A 23,850-nucleotide genomic window follows, 5' to 3' on the forward strand; every position below is an offset into this window, starting at 1 on the left:
AGATTTGCCGCTGGCTTCCTTCAGATTCCACCTCGCGATGGACACCCTTGCCTTAAGCTATGGCTACTACTGCCTTCACCATTCGGGACTTGAACCCTAGAGATAGCGCCCATGCTGGGCACACTGCAAAAACACCATCCTCATGCGAATGGTGTTTGAGATAATTAAGAAAAGCTGAAACCGCTGAAATAACTGTGGAGTTAAGTAATAACTCTCACTAATTTCGGACATAAAAATTGCCCTGAACAAAAGTCCAGGGCAACGTAAAGCTTATATTAAAGTTTTACAACGTTTTCTGCTTGAGGACCACGGTTGCCTTGAACTACATTAAATTCAACGCGTTGACCTTCGTCTAAAGACTTGAAGCCGTCACCAACGATAGCGCTGAAATGTACGAATACGTCGTTTCCACCTTCAACCTCGATAAAACCAAAGCCTTTTTCACCATTAAACCATTTAACTGTACCTGTTTCCATTATTAAAAACCACCTTTTTTCACTTTTACCAAATTTTTATTTTATAGGAATAAAAAAATTTGTACATTGCATAAGGCTATTGCTACTCAATAACCCTCTACGCTGTACAAATCGTTAGATCGCTATTCAATAATTGTAATTATAACACTCCCGCAAACAAAACACAATGCATGGATTGAATAATCGTGTATTTCTGCTTTTGTTATCCTTATTTAATGCTTAGCGATTAAACCAGACTACAGCTTTTTCGAAGTAACTGGGCTATTATTCTCGATAACATCGAGAATTCTTTCATCTTTGACCATTGCGGAATGACATTGAGGGCATGTAGGACTTTCGGAAAAAGTAAAATTATCTCTCATCCACCCTTTACAGTTCTCATCCGAACATACCCATATTTCAGTTAATGCAGTTGGAACTTCTTCGATTGGTTTTCTCTTAGAGTTATACATGTTTACCTGCTTTCTATTCCATTTTTATTTCCATGAACGAATAGCAACACTATATGATACATATGTTCATTGTTTACAATAATGTGTGAATTTTTAATAAAGTTTCCTTGTCATTAATCAGCATGCCCTTATTCGTTAAAACTAACTCTTATTTAGCTCTACGAACCTTTAATAGCTTGCCTTTTACCGTTGTATTTTTCATGATTTCTAATACATGCGGCCCCTTTCCATTAAGAATTTCTACATCAGTGACATTATCCAGTATTGTTATTATGCCAATATCATCAGCTGTTACCCCTTCGAGCTTCGCAATCGTGCCAACGAAATCTACTGCTCTTAGCTTCTTTTTCTTTCCAGCGTTGAAGTTCAGCTTCATGATTTGTTTATTCAGTTGCTCACGCTTATCCTTCTTTAATACGGGACCAGCTTTTAAGGTATTTTGAAATTCTTCTTGGTGACGATTAACAGAATCCTCTGAAGGTGCTTTTATAATAGGAATTTCAAATCCAATATAATTTTCAATATCAGATAGTCTTCTTCCGTCTTTTGGCGTTACGAAAGTAATGGCCTTACCTTGTTTACCTGCACGTCCAGTTCTCCCTGTACGATGAACGTAGCTTTCCTTCTCAAGGGGTATATCGTAGTTAATGACATGCGTGATGTTACTGATATCGATTCCTCTAGCAGCTACATCCGTTGCTACTAAATAACGAAATTGTCCAGCTCTATAAGCTTTCATGACTTCAAATCTTTGTTCTTGCTCCATTCCCCCATGTATGCGACCAACTGGATATTTCAGTCTAAACATTTCTCTGTACAATTGTTCTACATGGTCTTGAGTACGGCAAAAAATAATGCAGCTCTCTGGATTCTCAACAATAAGCATTTTCTGCAATAGCTTAAGCTTGTCTTCTTCACTGACCTTAATAGCTGCATGTTCGATCGTAGAAGTTGTTATTCCACTTGCCTTAATCTCAACTTCAACCGGATCATTCATATATTGGTGAGATAGCTTAGCAACGTCCTCTGGGAATGTAGCTGAAAATAACATCGTTACTCTCTCATTAGGCAATTTCTCGATAATTCCTTGTACTTGATCAATGAATCCCATATTAAGCATTTCATCTGCTTCATCAATAACTAAATATTGAATACGCTCGAGTGACAATGTTCCTCGTTCAATGTGATCCATTACACGTCCTGGTGTGCCCACGACCATATGTGTTCTTTGCTTTAGCTCTGCTCGTTGAATATGAAATGGACTTTTACCATATAATGCTGTCGATTTAATACGCTTAAAGCGTCCAATATTCATCAGGTCCTCATTAACCTGTAATGCAAGTTCACGAGTAGGTGTAAGAATTAATGCTTGAGGCTTATTTTCATTCCAAGTCACTAGTTCACAAAGGGGAATACCGTATGCCGCTGTCTTTCCGCTTCCAGTCTGTGATTTTACGACAAGATCCTTTCGCTCTAAGGAGTATGGTATTACTTTAGATTGAACCTCTGTCGGTGTTTCATATCCTAAAGTTTTCAAAGCCTTAACAATTTCTTCACTTAATTTGTAATCTGAAAACTGCTTTTTGCTCATTACTAACCTCTTTTACGGTATATTCGCTTGCCTACACATTGAATACCTTCAAAATCTACGCCTGCTATTATCCATTATACCCCGTACCGACTAGTATAAGTGTGCTTTACTATGATTAAGCGGTTCCAACTTAATTTGTTTTTTGTTTTGAGAAATTCTACTGCGAGCGTGATCCAACCTCGAGAAGAAAAATATGATAAGCTATAGACGAAAATAATAATTGTAGGAAGTGAAACCATGCAGGAAAAAGCTGAGGAAATTGCACAATGGATGCTTAGTGAAGTAAAAGAAAAGGGTATACTCAAGCAAGAGGATGTCGTTTCTCACATAAAGGAACATTACGGCGCTCAATATTTATATGTGAATGATCTAGGGCATACATCCATCGATAAAGAAGTGAAGAAAATATACAAGAAGCTTCATAAGGGAAGAATAGCTTGGGATCGTGATGGCTTCTTCTGGGCTTGGACATAGACAGCATATAAGTTAACCATAGTAGTAGGAGCAAAGACAAACACCACCCACAATCGGATGGTGTTCTTCATCTTCATCAACTCTATTTCTTCCTATTGGCTACAATCTCATCTATTTCACACTTCAGCAGCAGGTACCTATGGGTACTTCTCATAATTGACACTTTAGTGAGATTATTTTTATCGACGAAGACCTTCATATGGTCTTTGGAAAGACCAAGTAATTCTCCAGCCTCCGTAACGGTTAATACCTCTAGTTTACTCGTTGCATTAAACGTCTCTTTCACTTTTAGATTCCAGTCTTTAAATGGTTTCATATTGAATATCCTCTCTGCTTCCTAATCGATCGGAATACTTCATTATATCATAGCTTCACACGAATATGATTACGTTAAACCAATTAACCCCTCACAAGGCCGTTCCAGGCAGAACTCCCCCACCAGCAATGGCTTGCGGGAGGTCACATCAACTTTATGTTAAACTAAGATAACTGACCAATCAGCAAGATCGATTTCTTTGGAGGTGGTACATTATGATGATGGTCATAATCATTTTAACGATAAATATCATATACGTGTCCTTTTTCACGATTCGTATGATTCTGACGTTAAAAGGTCAAAAATTTCTAGCAGCTGCACTCAGCTCTATCGAGGTGACGATCTATGTTGTCGGCCTAGGCCTCGTCCTAGACAATCTCGATGAAATTCAAAATTTAATTGCCTATGCCGTTGGATATGCGCTGGGTGTATTATTAGGCTCAAAAATCGAAGAAATATTAGCATTAGGCTATGTTACAGTAAGTGTCATTACGAATCGTCACGACGAATCGCTTCCAAATAAGCTTCGAGACGAAGGCTATGGTGTAACTTCATGGTTAGGCGAAGGCAGAGACGGTCCCAGGTTGATGATGGAAATTCTAACTCGGCGGAAAGAACAACGGGATCTGTACAATTCCATTATTGCCTTCGATTCAAAGGCATTCATTATTTCGCATGAGCCGAGACATTTCCACGGTGGATTCTGGGTTAAAGGAATGAAGCGACAAGCCAAGAAGCTAGGAGAAACCCATCTCGTTGTACATGAGAACAATCTCCCTGGCGTCACGGAAAAAAGCGTTCAAGAAGCGATTGCTAAGACTGAGGATGACAAGTAGCGTGTAGGTGCGATACATAACCTATGACGATGTTGACGCTAGCTTAGCTGTTACAACTTTTTTCTCTTACTCTCAATGGTTACAGGTCAAAGTAACTGCATGAATTATCAGACCTACTAAAACAAAAGCACCATCCTCTAGGATGGTGCTTTTGTTTTAACTAACTTCTTGGCCAACCGGGTTAATTAACTCCTCCATACCATCAATGTAGCAAGAAGCAACATCTCCGGCACGTATATGAACCGATCCTGGCGTGCCTGTCATTATGATATCACCAGGTTTTAGCGTCATCATCTTGGAAAAATAAGCTACGATAAACGGTAGCTTATAGATCATCTCTGACACTGTATTACGGTGTATAACTTCACCATTTAACTTTGTTTCAATATGAAGCTCCTCTACATTTTCAATCTCATTAAGCGTAACAAGCTGTGAACCGAAGCTGAAAAATGTATTCATGACTTTCGAGCGTCCTAGAAACCTTGGGTTTTTCGCATGAATATCCTGAGCGGTCATGTCAAGCGTTGGAACAAGCCCAGCAACAGCGTCCATCGCCTCGCGTTCATCTACATTTTTGCAATGTTTACCTATTACGATTCCTAATTCAGCTTCAGCAGTAACATGCTCTACATCGTTAGGAATGATAATCGTATCCTGATGTCCGATTAAACTTGTATCTGGCTTGAAAAATACGATAGGTTCTTGATCTGGTGGAACAGCAGCTAAGTCCTCTGCTTTCTTCCAGTAGTTCATGCCGATCCCACAGATTTTGCTTGGATGACGATATAGCGGAGCGTACTGTACATTTTTAAGCGAAATAACCTTGAGTCGCTCCAGCTGCCCATGTGTCAGCCCTGTTAACCATTGATTCAATAATTCCCATTGTTCATCTAAAAGCAATCCATAAATACTTGTGTTCCATTCTTTATTAAACTCAGCGTTTAGCTGACTAATGGTTATTAAACCTGTTTTTAGGAAGACCGCAGCTTGCTCTATGCCATTTAACTTAATCGTGGCTAGCCTCATCAGATTTTTCCTCCCCAGATAGTAGTGCGGCATACTGATTCACAAAACGGAGCAAGCGTAGATCTTGACCATGTCCTGCGATAATTGAGATGCCAAATGGAGCGGATGTAGCTGCTTTATAAGGAATATGCACCTGAGGTAAGCCAGTTAGCCCTGCTATACTACTAAGCTGAAGCGTAAAGCTGCGACGTTGCTCCAATAACGAACCTGATTGATGAAGCAGTGGCGGTGTACCTGGCGTCGTCGGTAATATCAACAAGCCATTATTGCCCAATAAATTGATAACTCGTTCACGCAGCTGCTCTCTTAGTTGCAATGCGGCCACGCAATCAGACTCCTTAATCGTGCTTGCCCATTTAAAGCGATCGGAAATGCCTGGACCGAAGAAGGGATTATATTGCTCAATCCATTGACCATGCGCTTTCCATATCTCATAGCCCTGCAGATAACGAAACGTATCCATCCATGCAGTTAATCCTTCTTGAGCAAGCTCGGTGCTTGTCATTGGACCCAGGCTTTGTTCGATATGATTAACATGTGAGGTTAACACATTGGCACAGTCACCGTCTACTAAGGACCAGCTCTCCTTGCTTGTATACATCGCATGATATGCTAGATCTTGATCTGACTGCTGTTCAATGAGTACCTCTCCAACCTTTAGCAGCGTATCACTATCACTTGCCATCCATCCTAACGTATCGAAGCTTGCTGCAAGAGGAATAACAGCTTCCATAGAGATTATGCCGTGAGTTGGTCTAAAACCATATATCCCACAATAGGAGGAAGGGACTCGTACGGATCCCCCCGTATCTGTGCCAAGTGCAAAATCAACGAGCTTCGCTGCTACAGCAACGGCCGAGCCGCTTGAGGAGCCTCCTGGTATACATGGTGGTGCCTTTGGATTTATTGGTGTACCGTAATGATAATTTTCTCCGTTTAAGCTATACATCAGCTCATCCGTATGAGTCATCCCGAGCAGCTCAGCACCTTCAGCTAATAAACGTTCAATACTAGGTGCAGTCTTTGCGGAAGGAAGGTGTGTTCGAAGCCAATCTGGGTTTCCCGCTCCAGAGCTGTGATTCTTAACGGCGATAACATCCTTAGCAGCAAAGGTTAAGCCGTTAAGCCTTCCACTTCCAGTAGGTGCTAGGCTCACGTTATTGTCTATAAATGCCCCCCACTTATCTCTCAACTTCCACACCTCCATCACTGTTAGCTTTTTCATACCACACATGTATAAGCTCCTCGGATGTACATACTAGGCCAAAATGGCGCTCAATATTGTTTAAACTCGGTTCATAGGCATCCAAATAAACACAGGTTGTCGCATCCTTAGGCAGCACCACATGGTAGCCCAGCATATGTGCATCACGAAGCGTTGACTCTACACACGTATTCGTATTAATACCAACGGCAACAATGCTTTCGATTCCTTTTTCGGTTAACAGCTGATGCATATTCGTTTCCACAAAGGCACTGTAGCGATGCTTCCACACTATCGTATCCTCAGCCATTGGTTCAAACTGCTCAATAATATCTGCCCCCCACGTCCCGGTACTGCAGCTTTGAGGATGCTTTTTTCCTTGTCTTCTTTGTATCCATGCATCGTTTTTATTGTTCGCCTCATTATGCGACATCGCTACCCATATAATAGGCATGTTAGCTTGGCGTGCTCGCTCGATAAGCTTTTTTATAACCGGTATAATCGTTTGGTACTGCCCCACCTCAAAGCCCGATTGAGAAAATACACCGCGATGATGTACAAAGTCATTCTGCATATCAATAATGAGTAGGGCAGTAGATTTTTTCATGACCGTTTCCAACGTATATTCATTAGTTTCAAGCACCTTTACACCTCCGATAGCACGCCCTGTGATTGAAACACACTACGAATTTCATCAACGTATTGAATAAATCGTTGGTCTTTACGCGAGTTTATTCCTCTTGGGCGATCTAATTCAATTTTTATATCCTTTAATACGGAGCCTGGTCTAGGTGACATCACAATGACTCGATCGGATAAAAACACCGCTTCCTCAATGCTATGTGTAATGAAAATAACGGTAAACTTGAATTTAGAGTAAATTTTTAATAGATCATACATCATTTGCTCGCGAGTTAGTGCATCTAACGCTCCAAATGGCTCATCCATCATTAGCAATGTCGGATTTTGAATCAAGCCGCGGCATATAGCAACACGTTGGCGCATTCCTCCGGACATTTCAAATGGATATTTATCTTCAAACCCTTCCAATCCAACCATTTGAAGCAATTCCTTAGCCATATCTCGATTTGTTTTTTTGTCTTTACGATCGAACCATGTAATATTTTTAAGCTCAAGTGGAAGTAATACGTTTTCGATGACTGTACGCCATTCTAATAGTACGTCCTTTTGAAACACAACAGCGTTACCAGTTTCAGAGCCCTTAACCACTTTATCATCCATGACTATCGTTCCACCTGTAGGCGCCTCTAAGCCAGCAAGGAGATTCATAAGCGTGCTCTTTCCGCAGCCACTTGGACCAACTATGGAGATAAAGCTAGAGGCTTCTATGTCTAAATTGACCTTTGTCAGTGCCTGCACATCACCGCTTCTAGTTTTGAACACCTTCTCCATATCTTGAATAACAATATGTTTTCCAGCCATATTATTCCCCTCCTCTTGATGCTTTGTACCATGGAATGGACATTCTTTCTAAGATCGATACCAGATTATATAAGCCAAGACCTATAATGGCTAGAGCCACAATGACACAAAACTGTAAAGTAACGTCCAGCTTAGAACTTGCGACGAGCTGCAGATAACCAAGTCCTCGCTCAGATGAGACAAATTCAGCAACGACAGCTCCGACTACCGCTAATGTTATCCCCACCTTAAAGCCTGCAAATATACTTGGTAGTGCCTTTGGAAGTCTAAAGTAGAGAAAGACCTGCATCGAATTCGCACGTAATGATTGTGATAGCATGAACATATCTTTTTCCATTGATTTTAAGCCAGCTATTGTATTGACTAATATCGGAAAGAAGGAGATCAAGAAGGCTATTAACACCTTAGATAACATGCCAAATCCAAACCAAACGATGAGTAATGGTGCTAAAGAAACCATGGGGATGCATTGCAGCCCAATTAATATTGGAAAAAATGCTTGCGAAGCGTATTTGGAATAGACGACCACAATGGCAAAGGGGATACCGATAACGATCGACAAACCAAACCCAGCAAAAATTTCTACCAATGTCACACCACTATGTCGTACTAACATTGCCCAATCTACAAAGATGCGCTGCAAAATATCTGTTGGGGTCGGCAGCAAATACTTAGGTATCTCTAGTACAAAGCATAGTAATTCCCATAGCGCAATTAAACCCAAAAGTGTTAAGACTACTGATAAAGAACGTGCCATCTTATTAGACATAGGTGTAACCTCCTTGATATCCTTCCTTATCTAGCTAGACTGAAGGATTGGATTTATGGCATAAAGTCGTTAGTTAAATAGCTTTCCATCGGTAATTTAGTATTAATTAAATCACTTTCTAATAAGCGATCGGCCATGTCATTAATAGAGTCCTCATCTATCCAGCCATATGGCTTACCCTCCTGATATGCTAGTTCACCTGTACGATTAATTTGTTCAACGACTATTTCCTCATCTACAGTTTCAGGGAACAAGGCTTTAGCTATCGCTGCTGCTTCCTCTGGATTTTCTAGCGTATAAGCAAAGCCTTCATTGACCGCTGCCAAGAAGCGTTTAATTGTATTTGGATTTTGCTCGAGAAACTTATCATTAGAAATTAAGGACAGGCCCGCAATGTCGAAGTTATAGTCGGATAAGTACAGAGGTACTAATTCGACTCCTAGATTTTTTTCGAACAATGGGTATTCGTTCGTTGAGAATACAGCGACTGCATCTGCTTCTTTATTAAAGAACAATGTGTTTCTTGCGCCAGTTTCGACCATAATGTGCTCCACATTGTGGGGATCGGTATCGTTAAACTCTAAAAACTTTTCATAAATGCTTGTAAAGGTGGAGCCTGAGGAAGAAACAATGGATTTACCCTCAAGATCCTTAGGTGAATGAACTGGATTATCTGGATAGGACAATATAATAATTGGCGAGCGTGGCATATAGTTTGCGATCATTTTAACGGGCATTCCTTGTTCAATCCCTTGCAATGGCTCGACCGCAGATGTGACGCCAATGTCCTCGTTATTTTGTGCAATAACCTGTAGTACCTGCACTGAACCAGAACCTTCTAATATATCTACTTCTATCCCATACTTTTCAAAAATGCCTAATTCACGAGTAACATAAAAAGGGGCGAACTCACCTTTGAACTTCCAGTTTAAGCGCAATGTAATTTTCTTTTTTTCAGCAGGCGGCAAATCAATATTCGTCACATCATCACCTTGTTCTTGTGGAGAATCCGTTACAGTAACCGATGCAGGGGTAGCTTGGGAACTATTCGATGCTGCACCATTATTTCCATTGGATGCACAGCCAGCAACCACCATCATACATAGCAAAAGTAAAATTATCGGTTTTAGTATAGTTTTCATTGTAAATCCTCCTCCAAATCCCTTTATGTTTGTGTAAGCAAACCTAACATTGTTATCTGTTTTTAGTTGCTTAAGTTAATTACATGATATATTATATAACATATAAATTATATGTGCGCGGTGCACAATATAGAGCAGGAAAATACCAGCTAGACAAACAAAACACCTTGATTCGGTCTCATAAGCGAGAAGAAAATGTCTATATAATAGCTGAGGGTTAGAGAAGGTATGCGAATAAAATTCAAATTAAATGTTATATATCCTTACATTAGAGGTGATTGTCATGAGTTTATCACTATTGAATTCTTTAAAGCTTCCCGTATTTTCGAATGCAAAGGTAATTGGAGGACATGATGGATTATCTAAAAGTATTGATACAGTTAATGTCATGGTAAAGCTGCCGGTACAGCTAGATTCGTTAGCAAATGAAAAACCCAATATTTTAAGCTGGCTCAATAAAAACCAACTTGTCTTAACAACTGAGCTCGTTGTTAACGAAAACATTCATGCCCTTCTACAGTTTCTTAATCAAATGAGTTCTGCTCAAGCCGCGGGGTTAATTATTAAAGCACACACGGATCACGATCTCCCTATCCTGCCCGAGCCCTTAATTATGAGGGCTAACAGCTTAAAGCTTCCACTTATTGTGTTACCTAATGACAATTCCATCGGGGAAATTATGAGTCAGGTTTTAGCCATTATTCTTAACGCCAAGCAGGTCGAGCTTGAAAGAACGATAACGATACACAACAAATTTTCCCGCTTGTTTTTGAGGGGAGCAAGCATGTCTGATATCGCACAAACGTTAACAAGCTTTATTCATTATCCGGTTATTGTAGTAAATACAAGATTTGATATATTAGGCTGTGCTGCAACTGCAAAGCCTTGGATCGACTCCTTAGCATCAGAAAAAGACTGGGTTCACTTTATCATCAACCAGCCTCCAACCAAAAATCAGCTTACCTTTTATCAAAATGAGCAGCATAAAAAGCTAGGCATTTACCCTATTCATTCCTCTGGACTTCTCAAAGGTTATTTTATCATCTTAAATATCGACTCTACGATAGAGCCCTCCCTCATGCCACTTGAGCAGGCTGCACAAATCGTGGCCTATGAAAGCATTAAGCAAGCGGCTTTACTTGAAGGATCAAATAAGCTGAGAGATGAGTTTTTTAGCGACTTCTTTGAAAATCGCCTTACATCAAGTGAAGAAATATTAAAGCGAGGTGAAAAATACGGGTTAGTTAATTATGGATATTATTGGGTTGTTTCTTGCAAATTGCTGTCTCACGCCCTGCATGGACAACAATCTCGCCATATGAATTCAAGTCACTACGAGGCGTTAAAAATTGATATCGATACGTATTTGGAGCCAGAAAAGGCAACCATAATATCTACGATAAAAGATGATAGTCTCATTATTATTTTTAATAGCACCACTTCAGAGCACCCTATTGATAAGGAAGCAGAGTGGATTGAAAAGCTAACTCGCTTGCAGGAGCAATTAGCAGCCTGTAACAGTAATTGGGCGACCTGCTTCGGCATAAGTAACGCTACCGAGCAGCTAGAAGGCATACCCCGTGCTTATCAGGAGGCAATGACAGCATTAACACAAAGCTTGAATGTCGGTAATAAGCCTTTCGTTGTTTCTTACCGTGTACAACAGGTGCCCGACCTGATCCGCTTGCTCCCCTATCACAAATTAAGTGAGTTTTATGTTACGGTGCTCCAAAAGCTTGCTTATCCAAAAACAGCTGAAACCCATGATTTATTGCTCACATTAGATACGTACCTACAAATGAATTGTAATGTAAAAGAGACGGCGAGTGCGCTGTTTTTACATCGCAACACCGTCTTCTATAAGCTCAATAAGTGTGAATCCATTCTTAACATATCACTTAAAGATCCTGTCGATCTTATCAAGCTCCGAATTGCACTCATTATTCACCAAATTCTTATAACGGGCGAGAAGCAGAATTAATATCCTTCTCCTTATCTGCTTGAGACATTACGCTTAGCGGCTTCGGTACATGAGCTAAAAGCTCATGTATCCGATTCGTCTCATAGATCACCTGTTTAGATAGCTGCTCAAACGCCTCTCTTGATAACACATCCACCGGCTTTTGCGTAATCATATTAATGATAGCCTGCATTTCATTAGGCTCATAAAAGCGCTGTATATAGGTTAGCATCTGTGCATAATTTAACATACTCCCGCTTCCAAGCGGATTAAACAGGTCCCCTATATTGTCACTTCCAAGTGTAATTCTTACCCCAGACTTTAGCAGCTCCTTCGTTCTTGTGATCGCTCTCGTTGCAATTGCAGTTGGACAAACGATAACATGCAAGCCAGCTTCTACAACCTGCTCTATAGCTGCTAATGCTTGATCATCAGATACATTAGCTAGCGAATTACAATGTATAGCATACACTTTGCCATTCCATCCTCTTTGCTTCGTTTCTTGTGCAATATTGGGCAAGTGGAAATGCTCAGGTCTACCACTTTCATCGGTATGAAATTCTATCCACGGTGCATCATGCTGCTCGGCTATGTCAAAAATGTGTTGTATATGCTTAGCGCCGTCACTATCTGTTAATGTATGTCCCCCTATACCTACTCGCCCCATCTTTAGAGCCTCGGCTAATAGCTGATCCGTTTCTGAAAAGCGTTCAAAGCCTTCCTGGTTAAAAGCAGTAATATCAATGACGATATCATTTTTATAGTTTTGCTTCAGCTCTAATATCGCTTCCATCCCTTTTAACCCAACAAGCGGATCAACATCTACATGCGTGCGCACATAGGAGGTACCATACTCCAGCATATTTAATAGTGCCTGCTCAGCACGTGAGTAAATATCAGCTTTCGTAAATTTCGCTTTATGCTCTCTAGTCCATCCCCCTCTAATAGGAGCTGGAGCATCTTCATAGCTCACTCCAGGTACTAGCATCCCTTTGTCTAGATGAGCATGTTCATTGGAAAACCCACTCATCTTCCACGTGTGATCAATTGTTTGCACTGGCGTTCGCCCCCTTCCTCATTAAGCTTTAGCAATTAGCGCTAACAAATTAGCTCCCTTAGGTCCTTGATGCTCTGAGCCAGCTGAGCATAGTATTGAAGCATCATTCACTACACTTCCTACAACCGCGTTGGCAACAGCCTTTGCTAATATTCCAGCGTGCATACTTAGGGCATCCGAATGCATCGTATGTCTTTGGTCACGAATATGAGGTAAGGCATCCGCGCCTGCGTTAACAAAAACTTGAATAATTCTTTGCTGATCCTCCTCTGACAGCAATGGATCAACCTTCATCCCCATGCCTTCTAATAGGTCATATAATCCATGAAGATCGAAGCTGTCGATCATCATGCCAGAGCCTACAACTAGCGAGCTATCGGCACCCGCTTTATTACCCATAACAATAACTCTAATCGCCTTCTGCTCGCCGCCAGCAGATACTGAGGTTCGAACAGAGTACAAGGAATGATCACCATTGATAGCTGAATCCGTTACAAGATCTCGTTCTACTTCTCCTAGCGCTACAGCTGATCCCAATGCAGAAGCAGCCTTGGACATCGTCCCACCTACACCCCATGGGCATTTAATCTCTACACAATGCACATCCTCTAGTGATGTAATCCCTGCATCCTTGATCGCTTCAAGTACAGCTTCCGCTGCTACATCGACTTGTACAGCCGTCCCTATTTCTTCTGGAAGTAACACCCTGCTTGTTGCAACGCCAAACACAAACCGTTTTTCATCATTGCTTGCATACTCCTGGCTATCATCATCTCTTAGAAAAACCGTATAGTGCGGACTCATTAAGCCTCCGGTTTTTCCAATCATCATCATCGGTATACGGTCAAAGACCTCTTCATGTGTCCACCCTAAATATTCCGAGAGCAATAATTGAAATGCCAATGTCGCATAGCCTCTTGCGTAGCCATCACCTTCCGTTTGCGCGATAATCCCTTTTATATGCTGTGCTTTTATTTTTTCTGCTTTTAGCAGTGCCGCCAGCTCACTCACATCACCTGGATGATCCATCATCAGCTTTATAACATCGTATTTCATATTCATCCTTCCTCTCGACAATTAAAATAAAAAAGCCACTATGATTAACTAATTTAATAGTAATCGTAATGACTTTTTGAAAATATGTGCGCACTGCACAAACATGAACTTAAATTAATATCAATGATGAACAGTGCGGATACCCAGCAATCACACTACCATCCTATGGCTATGCCATCGCTTCGAGGATCAACGCCTCCATGCTTAAAGCCTTCATCATCAATGAGAATAGCATGGGCATGACCAGTGTATGAATCGTAGGCAGCAACCTTCTTTACACAGTGTCCGACGTCATTTAAGTTAGCGACGATCTCACCAGGAAAGCGGTCCTCCACCTTCAACTCTTGGGACTCTTCTCCCCACGTTCTCCCCCATACAAAGCGAGCAGCATCAATAGCCGCTTGAGGGTCCAGACCGTAATCAAGGATACGAGTCGCTATTAACGTTTGCGTTTGTGGCTGTCCTTCTCCCCCTTGTGTTCCATATAGCAGATAGGGCCTTCCTTCCTTGAAAATCATGGCAGGCATTAACGTATGGAAGGTGCGTTTATTGGGCTCAAGTCTATTAACATGTGTAGGATCTAATGAAAAAAACGAACCTCGATTTTGAAGCAATATCCCCGTATTCCCAGCTACTACGCCAGAACCGAACTCAAAATATAGACTTTGAATAAACGAAACAGCATTACCCTCATCATCAACAACAGCTGCGTATGCAGTATCATGGCCTACCGATTGTGTATCCATAGACACAGTAGAGCTAAAAGTGATCTCGCTTGCTAGCTCTTTGGCATACTGCTTACTTAACAGCTTTTCAAGTGGGATAGAGGTAAAATCAGGATCAGTAAGGTACCGATTGCGATCCCGAAAACTGAGCTTTAATGCCTCTACAAGGAGATGATAATACTCAAAGGAGCCCTCTGTAATGTCGCTCATCTTGAAATTCTCCACTATATTTAATGCCATAATCCCTACAAAGCCTTGCGAATTTGGAGGCACCTGATAAACATCAAAACCTCGGTAATCTCCCTTTAATGGTGTGAGCCAATCCCCTTTATGACTCATAAAATCCTGAAGATTCAAAAGCCCACCCTGCTCCTGTATAAACGACACGATTTCTTCCGCCAGCTCCCCCTTATAGAAGCAATCTCTACCCTGTTCTGCGAGTTTGATCAAGCTAGCTGCAAGCTGTTTTTGTATAAACCGACATCCTTGCTTCGGCACCTGTCCATTCGGTGTATAAATGTCTGATGTAATAGGAGTAGCTTGTAAAAGCTCAAATTGATCAACTGTATTCTTATGCTGATTACGTGAAAGTGGGAAGCCTTCACTTGCATAGGCAATAGCAGGCTCAAGCACTTTCGCTAAGCTCATCGTCCCATACTGCTTTAAGATGGCATCCCAGCTATCTACCATGCCAGGCACTGTAACGATACTTCGTATACCTCTGGTGGGGATCTTATCCTCACCGACAAAGCTATTCATGGTCACGTTCCCACCGGAACGACCGCTGCCATTGTAGCCTTTGACCTCACCACTCTGTTTGTTGTACATAAGCCAGAACGAATCGCCACCTACACCGGTCATATGAGGATAGACGACGGCTAAACATGCACTAACTGCAATAGCAGCATCATATGCGTTACCACCTTGAAGTAAAATATTTTGTCCTGCTGCTGATGCCAAATAATGTGGACTAACGACCATTGCCCTTGTACCGATTACCGATTGATTCATACTCACTCCTCCTATCACATGCTTTCTTTTTTCAACATATCACCTCATTAAAATTTACACAACAAAAATTTTGTAATTTTTTTCTTTTATTTTTGTTGATTATGTTCGCTATTAAGTATATATTCTTACATAAGGTAATACATTTGCTGAATAAACTTTCATATTGTCTTGATTGATTTTTCAGAATTGTTCAGTTATGGCATTCAGAGAAAAGGAGTGGATTCATGTGCATACACCTAGCTCACCATTACTCGCACTTGACGAGATTGATCGTCAGCTTTTATCCATATTAAGAGAAAATGGAAGGGCATCCTATACAGATCTAGCAAAGGAAGTAGGACTATCACGCGTAGCGGTGCAAACAAGAATAAATACATTAATCGAAAATGGTACCATCGAGCGCTTTTCATGCATTTTAAATCCGGAGAAATTAGGCATATCCGTATCCGCATTTTTTAATGTTGAGGTTCAGCCGAACTACCTGGCTATTGTCGCCGATACTTTAGCAGAGGAACCCGAGGTGACTAGTCTGTATCATATGACAGGTCCTAGTAAGCTGCACATGCACGGGCTATTTAAGAGTAATGAAGAGATGGAGCAATTTATGAAGGAGAAGCTCTATGTTCTTCCGGGTATTCAAAGCGTGGACTGTCAGGTACTAATTAAAAGATATAAAAGTCGTATGGGGATGAGACTATAGTGGACAAAAAAGAGTATTGGAATCTGACACTTGCTATGTTAAGAACGGGCTTGCTTGGCTATGGGGGAGGTCCCGCTACAATCCCATTGTTTAAACACGAGGCAGTCGATCGTTACGGCTGGATGGAAGACAGTGAATTTGCTGAAGTACTCGCTATCGCTAACACCTTGCCTGGACCGATTGCCACTAAACTAGCAGCGTATCTCGGCTACCAGAGACGCGGAGCGCTAGGCGCAGTACTAGCTGTCGCGTGTCATATCTTGCCGACCTGCATCGCGATTATTGCGCTATTCTCATTTATTTCTGTTTTTAGCTCATCGTCTATTATTTCCGGTATGATTGCAGCTGTTGTACCCGTTGTCTGTGTTATGCTGGCTATTATGGCATTTGAATTTGGAAATAAGGCCATTAAGGGACTTGGCTATCTTTTAGGCTTTGGATTATTGCTGTTAGCCTTTATTTTACTGTATGTGGTACATTTGCATCCAGCGATCGTCATTGTTATTTTTCTATTGTATGGCGCATTTCATTTTAGCCTACTTGGTAAGATTGCAGCAAAGAAAAAACGTAAAAGGGGGCTTGATAGCTAATGAAAGAATGGCTGGAGCTATTATATGGTTTTTTTGTAGCTAATGTACTTGGCTACGGTGGCGGCCCTGCATCAATCCCTCTTTTGCACCGTGAGATTGTAACGAATTATGACTGGCTTAACAATGCGGAATTCGCGAATATGCTTGCTTTAGGCAACGCACTACCAGGACCAATCGCTACTAAAATTGCTGCTTATGTTGGGTACGATGTCTCGGGTTGGTTTGGAGCATTTATCGCGATATTTGCTACAGTCTTCCCTTCAGCCACTGCTCTTATCATCCTCCTCAATATTATGAAGCATTATCGCCAGTCCACTGTAGTAAAAGGGATGACCCTTTTAGTTCAGCCTGTTATAGCTATATTAATGCTTGTTCTAACTTGGGATAATATTACGGAGTCTGTGAATCATATTGGTATTATTCAGTTTGTTGGTATTGCAGTGGTTTCTCTTGCGTTAATGACAATCAAAAAAATTAAAATACATCCTGCTTTCATCATAGTCCTTGCATTTATATACGGCGCTATCTTTTTATCCTAAAAACTCTTTTAGCTCTAAGGATGCGCCAACCGAGCTTGAGTAGATTCGGAATAGAAGTTACTTTTTCTACAAGATAGGCGAATGCAGAACGGTTCCCACGCCTTGAATTGCAGTCGCTGCATGAAGCTAGCAGATTATGCGGGAGATCCGAGCCTCCTTTACTCGATGGGATAATGTGGTCCACCGTCGTGGCAGGTTGTCCACACCATAAACAGGTGTAATGATCCCGTTTTAGCGCAGCTTTTCGATAATCTCGAAATAAGAACGGATTATATAGTAATTGGATGGTTTCCTCATCAATCCAGACAGCACGTGATCGATCAACCTCCCGCCAAGCCCGATGAGGCAAGCATGGTGTTAATTTTTGTCCATCCATATTCAGTACCGTAATCATGGTTTCCTCATGATGATTATCATTCATCGAGCTCACTCCATCTGTCGACATACTATAGCCTATAGTTTTAATATATAACAAAAACATCATCCTCATGCGGATGATGTTCAGTGGGATTGAATCCTTTAATATGCAGTCAGATTATTCAACAAACATAAAATTTAAATGAGACAAGATCTTTTTGACGTGCACCAGTGCCAACAAATATACTTTTCGTAAGCCAGTCATACTTTCCCTTTTCTACTTCAAAGGTAGGAGAGGAACGGAAATAATATTGATCAGGGGATACTTCTTCCCCTTGTGCTAGCTTCTCTATAACGTCTGTTGGACCATGTCGATAGCCTTTATTAACAATATAAATAATAACACCATCATCCGTCTTCATCGTATAGTGCGCTTCAATTTCTGCTACTCCATCAGGTCGCACAAGCTGCCAATCTGCACCGCCAGGTAGTATGACACCCCTTATCTCCTGACCTACAAATGTCCCTCCTACAATGGGAATCATTCTACGTATTCCTTTACTAGTTACACCAACGTCCTGAACAGTGCCGACTTCCATTGTAGCCTCAAATGCCGGTTTTAGTGTAATCACTGGCTCACCTTCATTCCTACTTGGTTAAGCTTTTCCTTATGAAAACCAGCAATTTGCTTGTATCGGTTAGAGATTTCCTCTAATTCAGCATAAGTAATCACATCTTCTAAACGCTCGAATCCTTGAGGTGCACGTTCGTGAACCATTTGCATTACAATTTCAGGACCATGCTGTCGATTACTACGTACAATGGATGCCGTTTTATGAATACGTTGTTGTTCGTAGTCTACTAAAGCTTCCTCAATGCTCTGATTTTCTATAAGAGATACATATAATGCTTCCGCATCTAAGATGGCTTGCGAAGCTCCATTCGACCCAATTGGATACATCGGATGCGCAGCATCGCCAAGCAATGTTACTCGATTAAAGCTCCACTTTGGTAAAGGCTCTTTATCTACCAGTGGAAATTCATATATATATTCAGCACCTGAAATTAAGCTAGGCACATCTAACCAATCAAAGGTCCAATCTTGAAATGTATGTGCAAAGTCGGAAATATTAGCAAGCCTATTCCATTCGTTTCGATCGGGCGCTTCTGTTACAGATAATTCTGCGATCCAGTTAATATCGCAATAGCCAGAATGATCAGGTGCAGTAATCGGATATGCTACAAATTTTTCGTCAATATTTCCTGCCATAATCATCGTGCGACCAGATAAAAATGGCTTAGCCTTCGTCATTCCACGCCATAAAATTCTGCCGCCATATATAGGTTTATCATTTTGTGGATATAGTTGCTTTCTCATAGCAGAATGAATGCCATCTGCTCCAATTAGAAAATCACACTCCACCACTTCTAGCTGCTGTTCATTGCTTCGGTCTATAAAAGAGGCCTGCACCTTCTTGTTGTGTTGCTCAACGTGAGATAAATGCATACCTGTATGAATACAATCCTCACCAATTACTTGTTTTACTTCATTAAGCAATATCCCTTGCAGCCTTCCTCTGTGTAAGGAGTATTGTGGCCAATGATAGCCTGCATCGATACCACGCGCCTCTTGCCATATCAATTGACCGAATTTATTGTAATAGACTAATTCTTTCGTTCGAATCGCTGATTGATCTAATGCCTCCTGCAACCCTAAATCCCACAGTATTCTTACAGAATGAGGCAATAGATTTATCCCTACCCCTAATTCCTTTATGGTTTTTACTGACTCATAGATCTGAACATTATATCCAGCACGATGAAGATATAAAGCCATTGTTAATCCACCAATCCCAGCTCCAACAACAACTGCTTTTTTATTCTTTGTCATTTTTGTGCTCCTCTCGACTAGAATTTATTGAGTAGTATTTATATAAAGAAATATGTAAGCGTTTTATCTTAATTATAATATAGTATTTAGTATAAATATACATTTTTGTTCACTGTATACCAATACCCTAACATTCCTTTCATCAAGAATAAGAAGAAGCAAAACAAAAACATCATCCGCATGCGGATGATGTTTTTAATGGTGGAGGCGTGAAGATTTGAATTCCCGCCTTAAGACTACGAACTTGGGCCAAGGCAGGTACAGTAGTACAACATTTATGTCGGTTGCAGGATGGATCGAGCAACAAAACGCTCACCTTAAACTGCCATATCTCGCTGGATATACGACTTTACTTGGTTCGTGCAATACCGAATGTATTTATTATCATCATGCAGCTTGCTCAACATAACCCCGCCTTCGATCAGAGCAATAATTACACTGCATGCAGCTTCTACTTCGATATCCTCTCGAAACTGCTTCCGCTTTATTCCGTCCTTAATAATCTCCCCAAGACTCATCATTAATTCATTCATTGCATTTTGTGCTCTTTGTTTCAATAGAGGATGTCCATCGTCATTTTCAACAGCAGTATTTAATATTGGGCAGCCACCTTCCCATATATTATCTTCAACCAACTGAATATAAACATCACCTATCGCCAGTATTTTTTCTGCTGGCTCGGACAGCTCAGACAGAGCCTCTGCTAGAATACTTTTTAGCTTAGCAAACATATAGTCAAATGCACTTAGTGCAATTTCTTCCTTACTTTCGAAATGATTGTAGATGCCACCCTTGCGCACATTGGTACGCTCGATAATCTCTGACAGAGATGTGCCAGCATATCCCTTTGTATTAAATAAACCGGCGGATTGGCGAATAATTTGTTCTTTAGTAACCTGACCTTTTCTCATAGCTATCCCTCTTTCAAATAATACCGATTGGTCTTAAGTTAACACAATTCTCTTATACACTCAATCCAAAATTGGAAAATAATTGTTGATTAGTGAATAGCATTATGTTAAATTAAAAAGAGACCGGTCGGTATTAAAATTGAAAGGATGATTAACCTTGGGTATGTTATTTCAGCATATACGAAGTGCTACATCTGTATTAAGCTTGAACGGAAAAAAGATATTGATCGATCCTATGCTAAGTGCTCCAGGTGAGCTGCCGCCAGTTCCATTCACTCGTACACTACGCCGCAATCCATTAACACCTCTTCCTGTTCCGCTCGATTTTTTTGAACAGATGGACGCCATACTTTTAACACATCGTCATTTTGATCATTTGGATAAGAAAGCCTTGTCTATACTGAACAAAGATTTACCTGTATTTTGTCAGCCTCAAGATTACACGTTCTTGCAAACAGCTGGCTTTAGCCAAGTATTTGCTATTGAGCAATCACATGAATGGTGCGGCATTCAGATGAAACGAATTAAAGGACGACATGCTCCAGGCTTTACCGCCAAGCTGCTCGGACCGGTATCCGGTTTTATAATAAGCACACCAGCTGATGGTTCGATATACATCGTTGGCGATTGTATCTACACCCCCACGATTGAACAGACCTTCCGTGAATATCAACCGAATGTCGCTATATTAAATACCCCTCGTGCACAGATGCTGTTAGGGACAATCATCACGATGACAGGAGAAGATATCGTACGTATTGCGAACTTGTCTCCAGATACGAAACTAATTGCTGTGCATATGGATGCAATCAGCCATTGTACATTTAAGCGAAAGCATCTTCGAGCTTTTTTGAAGGAACGAGGAATGGAGCACGTTGCTATCATACCTGATGACGGGGAGGTTATTACTCTCTAGGATAGATTTTCGTTTTTCTTATTGCTAAAAAACAGACTACCTCTTATTGAGAAAACCCGACCTCCAATGGTCGGGTTTCTCCAGTCAGTCTTTGATTTTTCGATTAAGGTTAAACTATTTAAGATCTTTCATTAGCTGAGTATAAAGCTTGTAGTATAAGCTATTGCCTGCACGATCAACATCGTATTGAGTTGCGAAGTTGTTTTTGTATACACTTGTCGCTTTTTCTAGAGCTTCACCTGTAAAGCCCTCAGCTGTTGCATCATCAATGATTTGCTTAAGTCGATCTTTAACTGCCATTCCTGGAGCAACACGAACCTTCGTTGCTTGCTCAAAGGCATAGCCCATCTCGATTAGTTTTTCTTCTGAGAACGCATCACCTGTAATTTGCAAACCAATCGGCTCACCATTGCCCCCCTCAGCTGTACGATATCCAGCAGGAATCGTAATACTAGGATATCCTGCTTTTGCAGCAATACCTGTAGTCGCACCGTTCATTCCGATCAAGCCATCAAGCTCATATTTATCTAATAGATAGTTAATACCGTTTTTACGAGAATACTCAATATCTGCAGCACGTTGGCTCTCGTAATTTTTATAATCGTCTGAGCCTGGTGTCATATCATAGCCATTAGACTCTTCTAGAATCGTTTGCCCATATTTCAATAGAGCCAAGTTTTTCTTATTGTAAGCAATAACATCCGATAAGCTCTTTATCTCTGTTTCCCCGTCACTTGCAATGATAGGATTCTTCTGTGATTGAATATAGGATTCGATATCCTGCTTGAAGTCATAATATAATACCTTTGATGCTGGTGCAGAAGGAATCTCTCCCATCATGCCATCACCATCTTTACCGAACACGATTTTAGCTCCTTGCTCTTCAAGCACACGAATAGAATCCATGAATACTTCGTAAATATCCGGCTGCGTTTCCTTGTCAGGAATTCGATAAACACCAAGTGTTTTACCCTTCAGCCCATCTTCTTTTAAGTAATCGGTGTAGTTTTCCATCTTATCAGCTAGATACGCCTCATCCACAACAATTTCATTGTCAATTCCCATATTAATGTACAGGTCCTTTTCATCATAGCCTTGAATGGAGCTTAGCAGCATGGCTACATCGGCCACATTACGTCCCATTGGACCTGCAACGTCCTGACTATGAGCAAGAGGAATAATACCCGAGCGACTCACCAATCCTAATGTTGGCTTCAAACCAACCAATGAGTTACGGAAGGATGGAGATAAAATTGATCCTGAGGTTTCAGAACCAATTGTAATTGCCGCTAATGCAGCTGCTCCAGCTGCTCCTGAACCAGAAGAAGAACCCGAAACATCTAACACATTTGGCAAATATGGATTAAGAACCTGGCCGCCTAGCGTAGAATAACCATTTCTCATACCACTTGTAATAAAGTTAGCAAATTCAGATAGATTTGTTTTACCTAGAATGATAGCTCCGTCCTCTTTTAGCTGCGAAACAATAAATGCATCATCAGCTACAAAGTTATTAGCTAATGCGATAGATCCAGCAGTAGTAGCCATTTCATCAGCTTTTGTTGTACCGATGTTGTCTTTAATTAAGACTGGGATACCAAACATTCCAGTTGCTTTCGATGGATCTGCTTTTACAGCCTTATCAGCCTGTGTCGCTAACGCAAGAGCCTTAGGATTAAGCGTTGCAATCGCATTGATTTGTACGCTATGCGAGCTATATAGATTAATACGAGTTAGATACATATTCACTAGCTCTGCATATGTAATTTCCCCAGCTTTAACCGCTTCTTGAATGTCTGCAATGGAGGACTTTTGGAGATCGATTTTCAAAGTGTCAACTGCCACCTGTAGATGAAGGCGTGTTTGATTGATCTTATAAACCGTGCTGTTCGGCGTAATATCGTTAACCATGCTAATCGCATGCTTCACTTGATTAGCATATTCAGCTGGATAAGCTGCAAGATTTATAGCTTTCGCTTCGTGATATAGTTTATATAAATTTTTCAACGCATCTGTAGCAGTGACAGAAGATTTTATCATGCCATTTGGAACAAAAGCACTTGCAGGTGCAGCAGTTGTCACCATCGATACACAAATTGCACAAGCAGCAATAGCGCCAATAACTTTCATTTTTTTCATATAGAACATTCCCTTCAAGTTTAATGTTATGTTCACTTACCTTACATCAATATGTTACATCCATACGATATTTATTGTCAATCATTATTTTTATTTGCAGTTAATCATATAAAACACACATAAAACTAACATACTATGAATAGATCAAGGTAAAAAAATAAATTTCACAATATTTATGTAATATAAAATTACATTAGTAGGTGGAATACCTTTAATATCGCTTTTTTATCCTCTAACCTCCCAACTAGACAAGAAGAGCTGTAGCCACT

At 40.8% G+C, this 23,850-nt stretch carries 25 protein-coding genes; 7 read left to right on the plus strand and 18 right to left on the minus strand.

Going from position 1 to position 23,850, the window contains the following annotated elements:
- Nucleotides 1-275: 275 nt before the first annotated feature.
- The 3 genes from M3180_RS20525 to M3180_RS20535 all read right to left on the minus strand — a co-directional run bounded on the left by M3180_RS20525 (nucleotide 276) and on the right by M3180_RS20535 (nucleotide 2,519).
- Nucleotides 276-476, minus strand: a complete 201-nt coding sequence (locus M3180_RS20525; RefSeq protein WP_251670971.1) for a cold-shock protein — start codon at nucleotides 474-476, stop codon at nucleotides 276-278.
- Nucleotides 477-712: 236 nt separating this feature from the next.
- The gene (locus tag M3180_RS20530) at nucleotides 713-928 is read right to left on the minus strand and encodes a cold-shock protein (protein ID WP_251670972.1); all 216 of its coding nucleotides are present in this window, start codon (nucleotides 926-928) and stop codon (nucleotides 713-715) included.
- A gap of 148 nt (nucleotides 929-1,076) precedes the next feature.
- Nucleotides 1,077-2,519, minus strand: a complete 1,443-nt coding sequence (locus M3180_RS20535) for a DEAD/DEAH box helicase (RefSeq protein WP_251670974.1) — start codon at nucleotides 2,517-2,519, stop codon at nucleotides 1,077-1,079.
- A 237-nt stretch (nucleotides 2,520-2,756) separates the two neighbouring features.
- On the opposite strand from M3180_RS20535, the gene M3180_RS20540 reads away from it, so the two are divergent.
- Nucleotides 2,757-2,993 (plus strand): DUF6953 family protein, encoded by a 237-nt coding sequence (locus M3180_RS20540; RefSeq protein ID WP_251670975.1) that lies wholly within the window; start codon nucleotides 2,757-2,759, stop codon nucleotides 2,991-2,993.
- A gap of 82 nt (nucleotides 2,994-3,075) precedes the next feature.
- Here the strand turns inward: M3180_RS20540 and M3180_RS20545 are convergent, their stop codons facing one another.
- Nucleotides 3,076-3,309 carry a DNA-binding protein gene (locus tag M3180_RS20545; protein WP_251670977.1) on the minus strand — a complete coding sequence of 78 codons (234 nt, stop codon included), beginning with the start codon at nucleotides 3,307-3,309 and terminating at the stop codon, nucleotides 3,076-3,078.
- Between the two features lie 215 nt (nucleotides 3,310-3,524).
- Here M3180_RS20545 and M3180_RS20550 point away from each other — a divergent pair, with 215 nt between their 5' ends.
- Nucleotides 3,525-4,145: a DUF2179 domain-containing protein gene (locus M3180_RS20550; protein WP_349774502.1), complete on the plus strand. Its 621-nt coding sequence runs from the start codon at nucleotides 3,525-3,527 to the stop codon at nucleotides 4,143-4,145.
- Between the two features lie 156 nt (nucleotides 4,146-4,301).
- On the opposite strand, the gene M3180_RS20555 is transcribed toward M3180_RS20550, so the two are convergent.
- From M3180_RS20555 to M3180_RS20580, 6 genes are read right to left on the minus strand one after another with little or no spacing between them, the layout of a single operon-like run.
- Nucleotides 4,302-5,171, minus strand: a complete 870-nt coding sequence (locus M3180_RS20555) for a fumarylacetoacetate hydrolase family protein (RefSeq protein WP_251670979.1) — start codon at nucleotides 5,169-5,171, stop codon at nucleotides 4,302-4,304.
- Nucleotides 5,152-6,363, minus strand: a complete 1,212-nt coding sequence (locus M3180_RS20560; protein WP_251670981.1) for an amidase — start codon at nucleotides 6,361-6,363, stop codon at nucleotides 5,152-5,154. Before M3180_RS20560 ends, M3180_RS20555 begins: the two co-directional genes overlap by 20 nt.
- The gene (locus tag M3180_RS20565; protein ID WP_251670983.1) at nucleotides 6,353-7,018 is read right to left on the minus strand and encodes a cysteine hydrolase family protein; all 666 of its coding nucleotides are present in this window, start codon (nucleotides 7,016-7,018) and stop codon (nucleotides 6,353-6,355) included. Before M3180_RS20565 ends, M3180_RS20560 begins: the two co-directional genes overlap by 11 nt.
- A 2-nt stretch (nucleotides 7,019-7,020) precedes the next feature.
- A complete protein-coding gene (locus M3180_RS20570; protein ID WP_251670985.1) occupies nucleotides 7,021-7,818 on the minus strand; it encodes an ABC transporter ATP-binding protein in 798 nt (265 codons plus the stop codon).
- A 1-nt stretch (nucleotide 7,819) separates the two neighbouring features.
- Complete coding sequence (locus M3180_RS20575) at nucleotides 7,820-8,587, minus strand: ABC transporter permease (RefSeq protein WP_251670987.1); 768 nt, start codon at nucleotides 8,585-8,587, stop codon at nucleotides 7,820-7,822.
- A gap of 53 nt (nucleotides 8,588-8,640) precedes the next feature.
- The gene (locus M3180_RS20580; protein WP_251670989.1) at nucleotides 8,641-9,729 is read right to left on the minus strand and encodes an ABC transporter substrate-binding protein; all 1,089 of its coding nucleotides are present in this window, start codon (nucleotides 9,727-9,729) and stop codon (nucleotides 8,641-8,643) included.
- Nucleotides 9,730-10,012: 283 nt separating this feature from the next.
- Here M3180_RS20580 and M3180_RS20585 point away from each other — a divergent pair, with 283 nt between their 5' ends.
- The gene (locus tag M3180_RS20585) at nucleotides 10,013-11,710 is read left to right on the plus strand and encodes a PucR family transcriptional regulator (protein ID WP_251670991.1); all 1,698 of its coding nucleotides are present in this window, start codon (nucleotides 10,013-10,015) and stop codon (nucleotides 11,708-11,710) included.
- Here M3180_RS20585 and M3180_RS20590 read toward each other — a convergent pair.
- The 3 genes from M3180_RS20590 to ggt form a co-directional block, all read right to left on the minus strand.
- Nucleotides 11,685-12,746, minus strand: coding sequence for an amidohydrolase family protein (locus tag M3180_RS20590; protein WP_251670993.1), 1,062 nt, complete (start codon nucleotides 12,744-12,746; stop codon nucleotides 11,685-11,687). The genes M3180_RS20585 and M3180_RS20590 overlap by 26 nt on opposite strands.
- Nucleotides 12,747-12,767: 21 nt before the next feature.
- Complete coding sequence (locus M3180_RS20595; protein WP_251670994.1) at nucleotides 12,768-13,802, minus strand: ring-opening amidohydrolase; 1,035 nt, start codon at nucleotides 13,800-13,802, stop codon at nucleotides 12,768-12,770.
- Nucleotides 13,803-13,957: 155 nt separating this feature from the next.
- Nucleotides 13,958-15,538, minus strand: coding sequence for a gamma-glutamyltransferase (gene ggt / locus M3180_RS20600; RefSeq protein ID WP_251670996.1), 1,581 nt, complete (start codon nucleotides 15,536-15,538; stop codon nucleotides 13,958-13,960).
- Between the two features lie 196 nt (nucleotides 15,539-15,734).
- Between ggt and chrS the strand changes: the two genes are divergently transcribed.
- Genes chrS through chrA form a run of 3 tightly spaced genes read left to right on the plus strand, consistent with a single transcriptional unit; the run spans nucleotide 15,735 to nucleotide 17,367 of the window.
- Nucleotides 15,735-16,238: a chromate efflux transcriptional regulator ChrS gene (gene chrS / locus M3180_RS20605; protein ID WP_251670998.1), complete on the plus strand. Its 504-nt coding sequence runs from the start codon at nucleotides 15,735-15,737 to the stop codon at nucleotides 16,236-16,238.
- Nucleotides 16,238-16,828: a chromate efflux transporter ChrB gene (chrB, locus tag M3180_RS20610; RefSeq protein ID WP_340835382.1), complete on the plus strand. Its 591-nt coding sequence runs from the start codon at nucleotides 16,238-16,240 to the stop codon at nucleotides 16,826-16,828. The genes chrS and chrB overlap by 1 nt, the downstream gene beginning before the upstream one ends.
- Nucleotides 16,828-17,367, plus strand: a complete 540-nt coding sequence (gene chrA, locus M3180_RS20615; RefSeq protein ID WP_251671000.1) for a chromate efflux transporter ChrA — start codon at nucleotides 16,828-16,830, stop codon at nucleotides 17,365-17,367. The genes chrB and chrA overlap by 1 nt, the downstream gene beginning before the upstream one ends.
- Here the strand turns inward: chrA and M3180_RS20620 are convergent.
- From M3180_RS20620 to M3180_RS20635, 4 genes are all read right to left on the minus strand, one after another.
- On the minus strand, nucleotides 17,351-17,842 hold the full coding sequence (locus tag M3180_RS20620; RefSeq protein ID WP_251671002.1) for an HNH endonuclease: 492 nt from the start codon (nucleotides 17,840-17,842) through the stop codon (nucleotides 17,351-17,353). The two genes, chrA and M3180_RS20620, sit on opposite strands and share 17 nt — an antisense overlap.
- Before the next feature lie 64 nt (nucleotides 17,843-17,906).
- Complete coding sequence (locus M3180_RS20625; protein ID WP_251671004.1) at nucleotides 17,907-18,356, minus strand: DUF3237 domain-containing protein; 450 nt, start codon at nucleotides 18,354-18,356, stop codon at nucleotides 17,907-17,909.
- On the minus strand, nucleotides 18,353-19,615 hold the full coding sequence (locus tag M3180_RS20630; protein WP_251671006.1) for a flavin-dependent oxidoreductase: 1,263 nt from the start codon (nucleotides 19,613-19,615) through the stop codon (nucleotides 18,353-18,355). The genes M3180_RS20625 and M3180_RS20630 overlap by 4 nt, the downstream gene beginning before the upstream one ends.
- Before the next feature lie 317 nt (nucleotides 19,616-19,932).
- Nucleotides 19,933-20,526 (minus strand): TetR/AcrR family transcriptional regulator, encoded by a 594-nt coding sequence (locus M3180_RS20635; protein ID WP_251671008.1) that lies wholly within the window; start codon nucleotides 20,524-20,526, stop codon nucleotides 19,933-19,935.
- 163 nt (nucleotides 20,527-20,689) lie between these two features.
- Between M3180_RS20635 and M3180_RS20640 the strand changes: the two genes are divergently transcribed.
- Nucleotides 20,690-21,442 carry an MBL fold metallo-hydrolase gene (locus M3180_RS20640; protein WP_251671092.1) on the plus strand — a complete coding sequence of 251 codons (753 nt, stop codon included), beginning with the start codon at nucleotides 20,690-20,692 and terminating at the stop codon, nucleotides 21,440-21,442.
- Nucleotides 21,443-21,556: 114 nt separating this feature from the next.
- On the opposite strand, the gene M3180_RS20645 is transcribed toward M3180_RS20640, so the two are convergent.
- Nucleotides 21,557-23,581: an amidase family protein gene (locus tag M3180_RS20645; protein ID WP_251671010.1), complete on the minus strand. Its 2,025-nt coding sequence runs from the start codon at nucleotides 23,579-23,581 to the stop codon at nucleotides 21,557-21,559.
- Nucleotides 23,582-23,850: the final 269 nt, after the last annotated feature.

It is taken from the genome of Paenibacillus camelliae (assembly GCF_023715345.1).
Taxonomy (GTDB): Bacteria; Bacillota; Bacilli; order Paenibacillales; family Paenibacillaceae; genus Pristimantibacillus; species Pristimantibacillus camelliae.